The sequence below is a fragment of the Azospira sp. I09 genome (assembly GCF_009177135.1).
In the GTDB taxonomy this organism is placed as follows: Bacteria; Pseudomonadota; Gammaproteobacteria; order Burkholderiales; family Rhodocyclaceae; genus Azospira; species Azospira oryzae.
The window spans coordinates 355,486-369,019 of sequence record NZ_AP021844.1 but is presented as its reverse complement, the minus strand read 5'-3'; the positions used below and the strand labels follow the sequence as shown (position 1 = coordinate 369,019).

General features: G+C 67.8%; 12 protein-coding genes. 3 read left to right on the top strand and 9 right to left on the bottom strand.

Annotation, left to right across the window (positions count from 1 at the left end):
- Positions 1-3: 3 nt before the first annotated feature.
- From AZSP09_RS01725 to AZSP09_RS01685, 9 genes are all read right to left on the bottom strand, one after another.
- A complete protein-coding gene (locus tag AZSP09_RS01725; RefSeq protein ID WP_152088967.1) occupies positions 4-2,610 on the bottom strand; it encodes a diguanylate cyclase in 2,607 nt (868 codons plus the stop codon).
- A gap of 11 nt (positions 2,611-2,621) precedes the next feature.
- Positions 2,622-3,179 carry a transcription elongation factor GreB gene (gene greB / locus AZSP09_RS01720; RefSeq protein ID WP_014238020.1) on the bottom strand — a complete coding sequence of 186 codons (558 nt, stop codon included), beginning with the start codon at positions 3,177-3,179 and terminating at the stop codon, positions 2,622-2,624.
- Positions 3,180-3,315: 136 nt separating this feature from the next.
- A complete protein-coding gene (hybE, locus tag AZSP09_RS01715) occupies positions 3,316-3,933 on the bottom strand; it encodes a [NiFe]-hydrogenase assembly chaperone HybE (RefSeq protein WP_172974672.1) in 618 nt (205 codons plus the stop codon).
- A gap of 4 nt (positions 3,934-3,937) precedes the next feature.
- Positions 3,938-4,225, bottom strand: a complete 288-nt coding sequence (hypC, locus tag AZSP09_RS01710; RefSeq protein WP_014238022.1) for a HypC/HybG/HupF family hydrogenase formation chaperone — start codon at positions 4,223-4,225, stop codon at positions 3,938-3,940.
- Positions 4,225-4,725 (bottom strand): HyaD/HybD family hydrogenase maturation endopeptidase, encoded by a 501-nt coding sequence (locus AZSP09_RS01705; protein ID WP_130458739.1) that lies wholly within the window; start codon positions 4,723-4,725, stop codon positions 4,225-4,227. The genes hypC and AZSP09_RS01705 overlap by 1 nt, the downstream gene beginning before the upstream one ends.
- 128 nt (positions 4,726-4,853) lie before the next feature.
- Positions 4,854-6,566, bottom strand: a complete 1,713-nt coding sequence (locus AZSP09_RS01700; protein ID WP_014238024.1) for a nickel-dependent hydrogenase large subunit — start codon at positions 6,564-6,566, stop codon at positions 4,854-4,856.
- A gap of 21 nt (positions 6,567-6,587) precedes the next feature.
- On the bottom strand, positions 6,588-7,745 hold the full coding sequence (gene hybB / locus AZSP09_RS01695; RefSeq protein WP_130458740.1) for a Ni/Fe-hydrogenase cytochrome b subunit: 1,158 nt from the start codon (positions 7,743-7,745) through the stop codon (positions 6,588-6,590).
- A 13-nt stretch (positions 7,746-7,758) separates the two neighbouring features.
- Positions 7,759-8,733, bottom strand: coding sequence for a hydrogenase 2 operon protein HybA (gene hybA / locus AZSP09_RS01690; protein WP_014238026.1), 975 nt, complete (start codon positions 8,731-8,733; stop codon positions 7,759-7,761).
- A gap of 2 nt (positions 8,734-8,735) precedes the next feature.
- The gene (locus AZSP09_RS01685) at positions 8,736-9,917 is read right to left on the bottom strand and encodes a hydrogenase small subunit (protein ID WP_014238027.1); all 1,182 of its coding nucleotides are present in this window, start codon (positions 9,915-9,917) and stop codon (positions 8,736-8,738) included.
- Between the two features lie 500 nt (positions 9,918-10,417).
- Between AZSP09_RS01685 and AZSP09_RS01680 the strand changes: the two genes are divergently transcribed.
- From AZSP09_RS01680 to AZSP09_RS01670, 3 genes are read left to right on the top strand one after another with little or no spacing between them, the layout of a single operon-like run.
- A complete protein-coding gene (locus AZSP09_RS01680; protein ID WP_152088965.1) occupies positions 10,418-12,259 on the top strand; it encodes a hypothetical protein in 1,842 nt (613 codons plus the stop codon).
- A 9-nt stretch (positions 12,260-12,268) separates the two neighbouring features.
- A complete protein-coding gene (locus AZSP09_RS01675; protein ID WP_152088964.1) occupies positions 12,269-12,988 on the top strand; it encodes an OmpA family protein in 720 nt (239 codons plus the stop codon).
- Positions 12,985-13,512 (top strand): hypothetical protein, encoded by a 528-nt coding sequence (locus AZSP09_RS01670; protein WP_152088963.1) that lies wholly within the window; start codon positions 12,985-12,987, stop codon positions 13,510-13,512. Before AZSP09_RS01675 ends, AZSP09_RS01670 begins: the two co-directional genes overlap by 4 nt.
- Positions 13,513-13,534 lie beyond the last annotated feature (22 nt).

The following is a 13,534-nucleotide window of genomic DNA, read 5'->3' as shown; positions in this document are numbered from 1 at the left end:
ATTTCAAGAGGGGATGTTGCCGGGGGCGGCGTAGAGCGCCAGGTTGCGGCCGCTGCGCTTGGCTTCGTAGAGGGCGCCGTCGGCCCGGGCCAGCAGATGGTCGATGTTGGTATCCTGGGGCGCCAGGATGGTGGCGCCGATGCTCACGGTGATGCCCAGCTCGACGCCTTCGGCCACCCGCACCTTTTCCTGGGCCACGGCCTGGCGCAGCCGCTCGGCGGCCTGCATGGCGCCCTGGCCGTCGGTTTCCGGCAGCATGACGGCGAATTCCTCGCCCCCCAGACGGCCGCAGATGTCGATGGCCCGCAGCTCCCGGGCGATAATGGCGGCGACGATCTTGAGGGCCACGTCCCCGGCTCCGTGGCCGTGGGTGTCGTTGATGCGCTTGAAGTGGTCCACGTCCAGCATCAGCACGGCCACGCTGCGTCCGAGGCGGCGGGCGCGGGTGATCTCCGCCTCCCCCTGGTCGAGGAAGCGGGAGCGGTTGTTGAGACCGGTCAGGGTGTCCACGGTGGCCAGCCGGTGCAGGGAATCCATGGCCCGGTTGCGGTCGATGGCGATGGCGGCCTGGCGGCAGGCGTGCTCGATGACGTCCTTGTCGAAGCGGTTGGGACGCCGGCCCTGGCGGAAATAGAGGGACAGGGTGCCCAGCACTTCCTTGCCCGGGGAGACGATGGGGGTGGACCAGGCGGTCTTCAGCCCCAGGGCCGAGGCAAAGTCGCGGCAGTCCTGCCACTGTTCCGAATCGTCGATGTGCTCGGCGATGATCTGCTTGCCGGTGCGGATGGCGGCGGCGCAGGCGCACACCGCAGGGTTTTCCGGGCAGTTCTGGCCCACGTCGCGGCAGGTGCGGCGCAGGCTGGGGGCGGAGCCCAGCACCAGGTGGCCGTTGTCCGGCTGCAGCAGGAGGACGGCGGCGAAGCAGTCGGAAATGAGGGACTCGACCCGGTTGCACAGGGCGTCCAGCACCACCTGCAGGGAGGCGTCGCTGGCGATCAGCTCCAGCACCTGGCGCTCGGCGGCCAGCAGCTGCTCGGCCTGCTTGCGCTCGGAAATGTCGGTGGAGCTGCCGATGAGCAGGCGCCGCCCGCCCAGGTCCACGCCCCGCTTGTAGGAGAGCAGGTAGCGCTCGCCCTTGGGCGTCAGGTGCTTCTCTTCCCGGCCCGTGACCTTCTTCGCCGCCAGGGCCTTGATGTCGTCCTGGCGCAGGCGGGAAGCCACGTCGGCCGGGTACAGCTCGAAATCGCTGCGCCCCACCACCTCGTGCTTGTCGTGGCCGACGAAGGCGGCGGCGGCCTCGTTCATGACCAGGTAGCGGCCGTCCTCGTCCTTGACGAAGACCATCACCGGCAGGGTGTCCAGGATCATCTCGGTCAGGCTGGACTGCTGCTCTAGGCGCTGGTGGCTTTCCTTGAGGTCGTCCCGGGCCCGCTTCTGCTCGGTCATGTCGGTGAACACGCAGACATAGTTGATGACCTGGCCGCCCTCCCCCTTGACCGAGGTGATGGTGAGGTTCTCCGGGTACAGCTCGCCGTTCTTGCGCCGGTTCCAGATTTCCCCGCTCCACACGCCGAAGGCCGCCAGGTCGGCGTAGAGCTGACGGTAGAAGTCGGCGTCGTGGAGGCCGGACTTGAGCAGGCGGGTATCGTGGCCCACCGCCTCCTCGGCGGAATAGCCGGTGATGGCGGAAAAGGCCGGGTTGATGGACTGGATGATCCGTTCCGCATTGACGATCATGATCGCCTGCTGGCTCGACTCGGCCACCTTGGAGGCCAGCAGCAGGGCGTGGCGGGACTGCTGCAGCCGCTGGCTCTGCTCCTGCAGGGCGGCCCGCAGCTCGGCCACGTATTCCTGCTCGACGCTGTCCAGGATGTCGGCGTAGGAGAGCAGGCCGGTGATGCGGCCGTGCTCGTCCATCACCCCCAGGTGGCGGATGCGCCGGTCGTTGAATATCTTGCGCGTGTGGTACAGGGTGGAACTGCGCGGCACGGTGATGAGGGGGAAGGTGGCCACCTCGCCGGCGCTGCAGTTGAGGGATTCCTGGCCGATCAGGCGCAGCACGTCGCGGCCGGTGAGGATGCCCAGATGGCCGTTGTGCTCCACGATGGCGGCGTCGCTGCGGGCCTCCCGCAGGCACTGCACCGCCTCGGCCACCGGCATGCTGCCGGGCACCTGCAGGGGGGCGCTCTTCAGCACCGAGCCCACGTCGCGCATGTGCACGTAGAACTCCACCCCCTGGTGGTTCACGATGTCGGTCTGGGAAACGATGCCCAGGCGCCGCCCGTCCCGGTCCACCACCAGCAGGTGGCGCAGGCGCTCCTGCTTGAAGCGGATGGCGGCGTCGGCCACGGTGTCCGTTTCCCGCACGGTCTTCACCGGCGTGCTCATGACCCGGGACACCGGCAGATGGATGGACTCGGGGTCGGAGAAATTCAGGGCCAGGGCGTCCCGCTCGGTCCAGATGCCCCGCACCTCCCCCAGCTCCACCACCAGGATGGAGCCGCAACGGGCCTGGTGCATGCGCCCTGCCGCCTCCGCCACCGTGGTCTGGGGAGCGCATTCCAGCAGCTCGTGCCGCAGGATCTGGGAGATGGGCAGGTCGTAATGCATGATTTCTGTCTTTACTCGATGGCCAGGTAGCGGACTTCGACGATCTCGATCTCCCGCTGGCCCATGGGGCTCTGGAAGCGCACCGTATCCCCTTCCCTGGCCTTGATCAGGGCCCGGGCCAGGGGCGAGATCCAGCTGATGTGGCCCCGGGAGATATCGGTTTCATCCACCCCGACGATGGTGTAGGTCTGTTCCTGGCCCTGTTCGTCGGCGATGGTGACGGTGGCGCCGAAGAACACCTGGTCCGTGGCTTCCCGCAACAGGGGATCCACCACCAGGGAGTTGTCCAGGCGCTTGGTGAGAAAGCGGATGCGGCGGTCGATCTCCCGCAGGCGCTTCTTGCCGTAGATGTAGTCGCCGTTTTCCGAGCGGTCGCCGTTGGAGGCGGCCCAGTGCACCACCTCCACCACCTTCGGCCGTTCCACCTTGAGCAGATGCTCCAGTTCGGCCTTGAGACGGGCGTGGCCGACCGGCGTCATGTAGTTCTTGGTGCCGATCGGCAGGCGCTGGGCGGGCTCGAGTTCGTCCTCGTCCGCGTCGTCCGACTCTTTGGTGAAAGCCTTGCTCATGAAGGGAAATGCTCGGTGAGTGCTGCAGGATGCGAAATAATTCACGCACATGATAGTGCAAAAGCCTGCCGCCGTCCCTCAGCGTCAGGCCTGACGTGGCATTTGCGGCAGTCCCGGCCGGCGCCGGGAAGGGATTTCAGGGGCGCCCCAGGATGCCCCGCAGGAAGCCCCGCCGCCCGTCATTGACGGCCGCGCTCTCGGCCGTGGCGGCCGCAGCGGCAGTGCCGGCAGCGGTGGCGGCCGGCGCACCTGCCTCGTTGCCGACGGTGGCAGCGGGGGTGGAGGCGGCCTCAGCCGGAGGCGGCGTCAGCAGGGCGCCCAGGGCTTCCCGGGCCGCCGCCAGGGCTTCGTCCTGGGTAGCGAACTGGGGCACCGGCGCCAGCAGCACGCAATACTGCAGCGGGCCCAGGGCCTCGTCCTCGTCGCCGATGAAATCCATGGTCCCGGCCGGCAGCTGCACCTGGCGGCGCAGGCCCTGGGCCAGGTCCTGCCACAGTTCGCCGCCGCCGGGCAGCAGATAGACGTGGAGGAACCAGGGCGTCAGCACGATGCCGACCCAGTCGCCCTGAACGCGGGCGAAGGGCAGCGCCGCCACCGCCAGGGCCTCGTTGAGGAAAGGCATGCCGGCCATGGTGCCCTGGCGCACGCGCCGGAAGTGCTCCTCCAGCCGGGGTGCCGGGTCATCGGCCCAGGGCTTGCCTTCCCGGGCAGGGGGCGGCGTCCAGGCCGGTACGCGGGGGCGGAAGGAACTCATGCCCCTACTGCCGGTTGAGGTCGGCGAAGTGGCGGGCCGGGTCGTAGTCCCCTTCCAGGGATTCGGCCAGGGCCGCCAGGGCATCCTCGATCAGCAGGCGCTCCTCTTCCTCCACCACTTCCTTGCCCAGGCCGAGGGAGGCCAGGATCCAGGTGCCGACGGGTTGGGGCCCGAGCAGCATCATGTTCACCCGCTCCCGGCGGAAGTGCTCGCCCTCGCCCCGCTCGACCCAGGCGAACTCGCCCTCCTCGCCTTCCAGCTCGACGATCTGCATGGGAATGGAGAGGCACATCAGGCGATCCCTTCAATGGCTTGGGGCACGACGCCGGCCTTGGCCAGCTCGGCCAGCACCAGTTCCAGCATTTCCGGCACCTTGGCTTCCGCCTCCGGCGTCAGGGCCATGCCCGTATCCAGGGAGACGGGCTGCAGGCCGATGAGGGCCACCGCCTTGGGCGCCTTCTCGGTCAGTTCCAGGGCCGCCAGCAGGTCGGAGAGACCGATCTGATGGGGCGAGATCTTGGTGCGGAAGAACTTGGGCACCTCGTCGCCCTGCAGCAGCACGACGGAACCGGGCGGCTGGCCGACCCGCACGGCGTCGGCGATGATGAGCTTGTCCAGGCCTTCCAGGGGCTCCAGCAGTTCCATGCCGGCGGTGCCGCCGTCCAGCGCCAGCACGTGCTCGGGCAGGGAGTAGCGGCGCTGCAGCTCGTCGACGATGCGCACACCGATGCCCTCGTCGGTGAGGAGGATGTTGCCGACGCCAAGGACGGCGATGGTGGGGGTAGTAGTCATGGGCGGCACTTTAAACAATCCGGCCCCGGGCCGGTTTGAGGCAACGCAAGAAATGCTGCGGGAAGAGCCGGGGCACCAAATAAAACGGCGGCACCACCGGCGCCGCCGTTTCCCTTCAAGCCGGCAGCTCAGGCCGCCTTGACCTTCACCACCTGGTCGTTTTCCTTGTCCACCACATGCACGGCGCAGGCCAGGCAGGGGTCGAAGGAGTGCACGGTGCGCAGCACTTCCAGGGGCTTCTCGGGATCGGCCACCGGGTTGTCCAGCAGGCAGGCCTCGTAGGCGCCGGAAACGCCCTTTTCGTTACGCGGGCCGGCGTTCCAGGTGGTGGGCACGACACACTGGTAGTTCTTGATCTTGCCGTCGTCGATCACCACCCAGTGGGAGAGCACGCCGCGGGGCGCTTCGTGGAAGCCGACGCCGGCGATCTCGCCCTTGGGGAAGGTGGGCTTGTTGTAGGTCTTGAGGTCACCCTTGCCCATGTTGGCCAGGAGCAGGTCCCACTGGTGGGCCAGTTCGTCCACCTGGACGCAGGCCACCACGGCCCGGGAGGCATGGCGGCCGATGGTGGAGTGCATGGCATCCAGGCCGATCTTGGTCTTGGCCAGGGAAGAGACCGTGTCCAGGGCCAGGGTGGCGTACTTCTTGGTGGGCTCGTGGCCGGCGGCCAGCATGGCCAGCATGCGGGACAGGGGGCCGACCTGGGCGGGCTTGCCGTAGAAGGTGGGGGACTTCAGCCAGGAATACTTGCCCTCGTCCTGGAAGTCCGTGTAGTTCGGCGTGGTCTCGCCCTTGTAGGGGTGCAGGGTGGCGTTGTCGCCGTCCTTGTAGGAGTACCAGGCGTGCTTGACGGCTTCGGAAACGCCGGCTTCGAAGTACTTGTCGCCGAACTGGGTGATGGGCTTGAAGGTGCCGAGGTCGGCGTTCTGGATGTAGCCGCCGGGCAGGGCGAACTGGGTGCCCTTGCCGTCCAGGGGCAGGTCGGGCACGGACAGGTAGTCCACGATGCCGCGGCCGATCTTGGTCCACTCGGGGTAATGGGCGCCGACCACGGCCACGTCGGGCAGGTACACCTGCTTGACGAACTCGTCCAGCTTTTCGATCCATTCCTTCACCGCCAGCAGGCGTTCCACCGTCAGCACGGACTGGGAATCCACCGCCAGGGGGTTGGCCACGCCGCCCACGGCCACGTTCTGGATGTGGGGGGACTTGGAACCGAGGACGGAAACGATCTTGGAGGCAAAGCGCTGGATTTCCAGGGCCTGCAGGTAGTGGGCCACGGCGATCAGGTTCACTTCCGGCGGCAGTTTCATGGCAGGGTGGCCCCAGTAGCCGTTGGTGAAAATGCCCAGCTGTCCGGTCTTGACGAAGCCGGCGATCTTTTCCTTGACCTTGCGGAACTCGTGCTTACCGTTGCGGTTCCACGGCGAGAGGCTCTCGGCCAGGGCGGAAGCCTTGTCCGGGTCGGCCTGCAGGGCGGAGACCACGTCCACCCAGTCGAGGGCGGAGAGATGATAGAAATGCACGATGGAGTCGTGCAGGTTGTGGGCGGTGATGATCATGTTGCGGATGTACTGGGCATTCACCGGAATTTCCAGCTTCAGCGCATCCTCCACGGCCCGCACCGAACAGATGGCGTGGACGGTGGTGCACACGCCGCAGATGCGCTGGGTGATGGCCCAGGCGTCGCGGGGGTCGCGGCCGATGAGGATGTTCTCCACACCGCGCCACATCTGGCCGGAAGACCAGGCCTTGGTCACCTTGCCGCCATTCACTTCCACGTCCACCCGCAGGTGGCCTTCGATGCGGGTCACCGGATCGATCGTTACGCGCTTGGTCATTTTGGGTTTCTCCTTGAATTCTTAGTGTGCAGCAGCGTCTTCCGCGGCCAAGACCGGGAAGCGGCGGGTGATGACGATGTAGCCGAAGACCTCGATGGCAAACATGCCGAAGGTGACCAGCATTTCGGGGACGGAGGGGAAGTAGTGCCAGCCGTCGCCGGTCTCGTAACCCACCAGGTAGGAATTGATGCGCAGCAGGACGCCGCCCAGCATCAACAGCACGGCGCCGACGAAGAGGCGGGCCGGGTTGCGGCGGGAAGTCTCCTTGCCCAGCAGCGCCAGGGGGGCGATGAAGCAGGCCATCTCGAGCCAGAACATGAGGGCCTGCAGGCTGCCCTCGAAGGCCCGGGGCAAGGCGCCGCGGACTACCAGGTCGCCCACCCGCACCACCAGGAACACCGCCAGCATGCCCAGCATGACCTTGGACAGAGGCGTCAGGATGTGGGTCTCCATCTGGCGGCGGAAGCCGGCGGCGGCCATGCAGGATTCAAAGAGAATCACGGCGTAGCCGATGGTGATGGCGGAAAGCAGGTAGATCAGCGGCAGGGCCATGGACTGCCACAGGGGATGCACCTGGGTGCCCATCACCACCAGCAGGGAGCCGAGGGAGGACTGGTGCATCATGGGCAGCACGGTGCCCAGGGCGATGAAGAAGAACATCACCTTGTTCAGCTTCTTGCGCTTCTCGTGCATGCCCCACTTTTCCATGAAGGTGGGGGAGAACTCGATCCACATCACCACGATGTAGAGGGAGATGCACAGGGCCACTTCGAACATCACCGAGTTGGCCGAGGCGTAGCCCGGGGTCAGGATGTGCCAGAAGTTCCACCAGCGGCCCAGGTCGAAGATGACGCCGACACCGGCCAGGGTGTAGCCGAAGAGGGAGGCCAGCAGGGCCGGGCGCACCAGGGGATGGTATTCGCCCCTGTTGAAGATGTAGACCAGCATGGCCACGGAGAAGCCGCCACAGGCGAAGGCGGAACCGATGACCACGTCGCCCACCACCCACAGGCCCCAGGGGTAGCCGTCGTTGAGGTTGGTGACGGCTCCCAGGCCGAAGACGAAACGGACCAGGATGATGGCCAGGGCCACCACGATCAGGGTCGCCGCGGTGAGGGTCACCGGGGTCAGCAGCTTGCCGCCGACGGGGGTGGGTGCAGCGTGTTGTTGTGCAGACATTGCGATCTCTCCCTTACAGCTCGTCGTCGTCAGGCTTGACGTTGCGCTTGGCGAAATAGGTCATCACGCCGAGCACCGCCAGGGGCATCACCAGCCCGCCGTAGAGCGTGTGTTGCAGGGTTTCCGACTTGGAGGAGGCGGAACGCTCGGGCAGGGGCTTGTGGCCCACCTTCTCGAAGGGCACGGCGGACAGCTTGATCACCTGGGTGCCGCCCACTTCCTTCTCGCCATAGACGTGCTGCACGTAATGGCCCACCACGTTTTCGTAGCTCTGGTCCTTGCCCCCCAGCTGGCCGCGCTGGAACACGGTCTTGGTGCCGGGTTTGAGGGAGAGGCGGCGTTCGGCCTCGGCCTTGAGGTCCGACACCTTGCCGTAGAGGGTGGCGCCGGTGGGGCAGACCTCGGCACAGGCGGCGTACTTGCCTTCCGGCAGGCGGTGGCGGCACAGCTCGCACTTGCCGATCTTGCCGGTGGCGGAGGAGTAGTCGTACTTGGGAATGCCGAAGGGACAGGCGGCAACGCAGTAGCGGCAGCCGATGCAGGCGTCGGCGTCGTAGCCGACGATGCCGGTGACCGGGTCCTTGGTCATGGCCGACACCGGGCAGGCCGAGACGCAGGAGGGATCGTTGCAGTGCAGGCAGGAGGTCTTCATGAAGGCGTAGCCGTTGTCCGGATCGTCCTTCGTCTCCATGGTGCCGCTGCGGAACATCTTGATGACGTTGAAGGTCTTGGCAGTGGTATCCAGGGGCGTATCCCACAGCTGTTCAGGCGTGGAGAACTCCGCCGGGTTGCCATTGACCTCCTTGCAGGCGGCGACGCAGGCCTTGCAGCCGACGCACAGGGTGGCGTCGTAGAGCAGGCCCAGGGCGCCCTCGGGCTGGGGATTGTTGTCCCGGGCGCAGGCCGGGCCACTCACCGAAACGGAGACCGCAGCCGCGGCTGCGCCCCCCGCCAGCGTCCCTTTCAGGAAATTGCGACGGGAAGTCATGGTCACACCTTCTCGGCGGGTTTCTGTTCGGAAGACTGCTTGGCCTTCTCGGCCTCCTCGGCGGCGTGGGAGAGACCCAGGTTCTTCGCCACCATGGCCCCGGCCCCGGCGGCGGCCCCGGCCACGGCAGCCAGCACGGCGGCGGCCCCGAGGGAGGCGCCCTTGCCCTGTTCCTCGACGATGCGCGGGAAGGAGGCGGGCGGGGCGTAGGTCATGACCTTGGCGGTCTGGTGGATGGGTTTCTGGAAGCCCACGCCCTGCTCCGTACAGCCGATGCAGGGGTGGCCGCAGGCCACGGGCCAGGTGCCGGCGCCGGCGTCGCCGAAGAGGATGGTGGGACAGTTGGCGTAGGTCTCGGGACCCTTGCAGCCCAGCTTGTACAGGCAGTAGCCCTTGCGGTGGCCCTCGTCGCCGAACTCCATGGCGAAGCGGCCGGCGTCGAAGTGGGCGCGGCGCTCGCAGTTCTCGTGCACCAGGCGGGAATAGGCGAACTTGGGACGGCCCAGCTCATCCACCGGCGGCAGCTGGCCGAAGGTGAGGAAGTGCACCACGGTGGAAAGGAAGTTGTAGGGGTTGGGCGGACAGCCGGGAATGGTCACCACCGGCTTGTCGATGATCTTGTTCACCCCCACGGCCCCGGTGGGGTTGGGGTCGGTGGAAGGCATGCCGCCCCAGGAGGCACAGGAGCCGATGGCGATGATGGCGGCGGCGTCGGTGGCGCATTCCTTGACGATGTCGATGGCGGTCTTGCCGCCCACCTTGCAGTAGATGCCGCCATCCTTGGTCGGGATGGCACCTTCCACCACCAGCAGGTACTGGCCCTTGTTGGCCTTCATGGCGGCCTGCTTGGCGGCCTCGATCTGGTGGCCGGCGGCGGCGAAGAGGGTCTCGTGGTAGTCGAGGGAGATGACGTCGAGAATCAGCTTCTCGATGGTGGGATGCTCGGCCCGCAGCATGGATTCGGTACAGCCGGTGCATTCCTGGAAGTGCAGCCAGATGACGGAGGGGCGCTTCTTCACCGCCACCGCCTCGGCCACCGCGGCCTCGGCCCCGGCCGGCAGGCCCAGGGTGGCGGCCATGGCCGTACAGAACTGGAGGAATTCCCGGCGGCCCATTTCCAGGCGCTTGGCCGCCTCGATGACGTGCTCGTGGATTTCCAGGGACTGGAGTTTTTGCTCTTGCATGGCCTCACCCTCGGTCTGTTGCCCCGTTCCCACGGGGCTATTTGCATGGTTGCGCGGGGATCGCCGCGCCCTTATTGGGGTGGGACGATTACAAGAACCGTGCCAGACAGGGCAAAACCATAACAATCAAGCAGCTACGGAACTCGCGTGAAATGGCGTTTCATAAAGTTGTAAACCTTGCGACGTCACAAAGCCGACACCTGGAAACTTTCTTTCCACTCTGCAAAGATGACAGATGCAAATAGTTCCCACCCAGGCCCTGGCGACGACCACCTCGGACACCCCCTGCCGCCGGGGCAGGCGGCAAGCGCCTCCCGGCCATGCCATGGCTGGAGGCCAGGAACGGCGCCGGCCTCCAGCCACCCCAAACCCGCACCAATCCCGGACCCGCACCACTCCCCCGCTGCGGCAGCGGAGGCCACCGGCAGCAGCGCCGGGCCGGGGTGCTAGAATCCGGGCTCGTTGCCGCCTTTGCCGACCACCCTGACCCGCCGGGCCCGATGCCTTCCTCCCTCACTTCCCTCCTCGCCGCCACCGACATTCCGGGCCACATGCTGGTCATCGCCCTGCTCCTGGCGGCCATCTGCACCGGTTTCATCTTCCGCTTCGTCCTGCCCGCCCTGGGCCTGGGCCGCCTCTTCCGCCGCACCATCGGGCAGCTGGAGCAGCTGCGGGAGAGCGGCGGCAACCCAGATCCCCAGCAGATCGGCCGCGACATCATGGGCGCCCCGCCCCTGGCCCACCTGTGGCGCGAATACGCCCAGACCCTGCACCCGACCCGCACCGAGGCCGGCCCCCGCTGGCGCGCCACGGCCCTGGCGGAAAGCTTCCTCACCGAACAGGCCCTGGTGGATACGCCCCTGCGGGCCGAGTTCTACAAGCACCTGCCGGGCATCCTCACCGGCATCGGCATCCTCGGCACCTTTTCCGGCCTCATCGTCGGCCTCACCCACTTCGAGGTTTCCGCCAGCGCCGACGTGGTGCGGGGCAGCCTCAGGGAGCTGATCCAGGGCGTCGGCCACGCCTTCAAGATTTCCGCCATCGCCATCGGCCTGGCCATGCTCCTCACCTGGGTCGAAAAATCCCTGGTGGTGGCCCGCTACCGCCAGGTGGAACGCCTCAACCAGCTCATCGACAGTCTCTTCGACACCGGCATCGGCGAGGAATACCTGGCCCGCCTGGTGGGCGCCAGCGAGGGCGCCGCCCAGCAGGCGGCACAACAGGCCGCCCAGCTGCGCCAGGCCCTGGTGGCGGAAATGCGCCAGGCCATGGCCAGCCTGCTGGAGCAGCAGCAACAGGCCGGCCAGCGCCAGCTGGAGAACATGACGGCGGGCCTGGCCGGCGCCGTCGGCGACAGCATCCGCGCGCCCCTGGAGCGCCTGACCCAGACCCTGGAACGGATGGAGGCCCAGCAGGGCAAGGCGGTGGCCGGCGGCATCAGCCAGGCCCTGGACGGCCTGCTGGGCAATGTGGGTCAGCAGATCGGCGAACAGCTGGGACGCCAGGAGCGGGAGGCGGAGCAGCGCCAGGAGCGCCTGCTGCAAAGCCTGGAAGCCACCGGCCAGCGTTTCGAGGCCAGCAGCCAGCGTCTGGAAAAAGCCATCCAGGAATCCATGGCCCAGCTGGCCGGCCAGCTCGCCCAGCAGGTGGCCGGCGTCTCCGAGGCCATCGGCGGCGGCCAGCAGGCCCAGCAGGAGCGCCTGACGGAGCAGACCGACAAGCTCATGGGCAAGGTGGCAGGCCATCTGCAGGGCGTCACCACGGAACTGAAAAATGCCGCCGCCACCCTGGAAGGCTGCGTCGCCAGCTTCAACCGGGCCGGCAGCCAGGCCATGGGCCAGCTCAGCGCCGGCGCCGAAGCCGTGCAACTGGCCTGCGGCGATTTCGCCGCCGCCGGGCGCAGCTTCGACCACACCGCCCAGACCGTGGCCGAGGCCGGGCGTGCCATCCAGAGCGCCGCCGGCAGCCTGGCCGCCGCCAGCGCCGGCAACGGTGAGCTGCTGGAACAGCAGCACAAGGTCGGCGCCAGCCTGCGGGAACTGCTGCAGGAAGTGCAGGGCACGGTGGCCCTGGCCCAGCGGGAGGCCGCCCTCAACAGCGAGGTGGTGGGCCGCCTGGAAAGCGCCGCCCAGTCCCTCGCCCGGGCCGAGCAGCGTGCCGACGTCTATCTGCAGGGCGTCAGCGAGGTCCTGGCCAAGGCCCACGGCGCCTTCGCCGACAACGTGGAGCGTTCACTCAAGGCCGGCAACGCCCAGTTCCAGCGGGAGCTGGCCGAGGCCGTGGGCTACCTGAAGGACGCCATCGAACACCTGGGCGACGTCCTCGCCGACGGCAAGGGCTAAACCGCCGCCATGATCGGACTCCTGCCCGGCAAGCGCCGCGCCCGCCGCGAGGAAGGGGAAAAGCCCTTCTGGATTTCCTTTTCCGACCTCATGTCAGGCCTCATGGTGCTGTTCCTGGTGGCCATGACCGTGGCCCTGCTGGCGGTCACCCACGAGATTTCCGAAAGCGAGCGGGAAAAGACCCGGCGCGAGGAAGACATCCGGGAGGTGCTGCAGCGGGTGCGGGACATGACCCGGGACTTCCCCGGCGTCACCCTGCGCGGCCAGTCCGTGGACTTCGGCGAACGGGCCCGCTTCGACACCAACAGCCACAAGCTCTCCGCCGAGCAGGCCCGCCTGCTGCGGCAACTGGTGCCGAAGATACTGGCCCTGGCCCGGGACCCGGTGGCCGGCAAATGGCTGAAGCAGATCGTGGTCGAGGGCTTCGCCGACGCCCGGGGCAGCTACCTGTACAACCTCAATCTCAGCCTGCAGCGCTCGGAGCGGGTCCTCTGCGCCCTCCTCGCCAGCCCGGCCGGCAGCGCCGACGCCCTCTCGGAGACGGACCAGCAGACGGTGCGGGAACTGTTCCTGGTGGGCGGCTCCTCCTTCAATTTCCAGAAGGCCAGCGCCGAGGAAAGCCGCCGCATCGAACTGCGCCTGGAATTCCGCGATCTCGGCGAACGGGCTCCGGCCCTGCGGCCGCGGCTCCAGGAAGGGGACAGCCGCTGCCCCCTGGACACCCCGTGAGCCAGGCCGGCAGCGACCTGCAGGCCCTCGCCCTGGCCCTGGGGGAGCCCTGCCCCAGGCTGGACCCGGCAGCCGACCCCGCCAATCCGGCGCCCATGACCCGGGCCCTGCAGCGCATCCGCCTGGCCTTCGGCGACAGCGGCGCCCTGGCCGCCTCGCCCCGCTCCGCCCGGGCCCTGCTGGCCTTCCGCAGCGGCGACAGACTGCGCTTCATCGATCTCAAATACCTGTGCCACGCCGTGGACCGGCCCAATCCCTGGGACGGCCGGCGCCTGCTGCAGGACGCCCAGCTCCTGCAACGGCTGCTGCAGCAGGTGGACGCCTGGCAAGGCGAGCCCCGCCGCTTCCGCCAGTGCTACCGGGGCCTGCTGCAGGCCTACAGCGGAGCGGCGGCCGGCCCCGGCCGGACCCTGCTGGGCGATTATCTGCGGCGGTACCGGCAGTACGTCGCCGCATCCCAGCCGCCCCTGGAATGGACCCGGGAGTTGGCCCGGCATCCGGCCCTGGCCGATGGCAAAGACTGAGGCACAAAAGCAGAACGGCGCA

Excerpts from the sequence above, each read along its gene's own strand:
- AZSP09_RS01725 (WP_152088967.1), bottom strand. The coding sequence starts at position 2,610 with ATGCATTACGACCTGCCCATCTCCCAGATCCTGCGGCACGAGCTGCTG.
- greB (WP_014238020.1), bottom strand. The coding sequence starts at position 3,179 with ATGAGCAAGGCTTTCACCAAAGAGTCGGACGACGCGGACGAGGACGAA.
- hybE (WP_172974672.1), bottom strand. The coding sequence starts at position 3,933 with ATGAGTTCCTTCCGCCCCCGCGTACCGGCCTGGACGCCGCCCCCTGCC.
- hypC (WP_014238022.1), bottom strand. The coding sequence starts at position 4,225 with ATGTGCCTCTCCATTCCCATGCAGATCGTCGAGCTGGAAGGCGAGGAG.
- AZSP09_RS01705 (WP_130458739.1), bottom strand. The coding sequence starts at position 4,725 with ATGACTACTACCCCCACCATCGCCGTCCTTGGCGTCGGCAACATCCTC.
- AZSP09_RS01700 (WP_014238024.1), bottom strand. The coding sequence starts at position 6,566 with ATGACCAAGCGCGTAACGATCGATCCGGTGACCCGCATCGAAGGCCAC.
- hybB (WP_130458740.1), bottom strand. The coding sequence starts at position 7,745 with ATGTCTGCACAACAACACGCTGCACCCACCCCCGTCGGCGGCAAGCTG.
- hybA (WP_014238026.1), bottom strand. The coding sequence starts at position 8,733 with ATGACTTCCCGTCGCAATTTCCTGAAAGGGACGCTGGCGGGGGGCGCA.
- AZSP09_RS01685 (WP_014238027.1), bottom strand. The coding sequence starts at position 9,917 with ATGCAAGAGCAAAAACTCCAGTCCCTGGAAATCCACGAGCACGTCATC.
- AZSP09_RS01680 (WP_152088965.1), top strand. The coding sequence starts at position 10,418 with ATGCCTTCCTCCCTCACTTCCCTCCTCGCCGCCACCGACATTCCGGGC.
- AZSP09_RS01675 (WP_152088964.1), top strand. The coding sequence starts at position 12,269 with ATGATCGGACTCCTGCCCGGCAAGCGCCGCGCCCGCCGCGAGGAAGGG.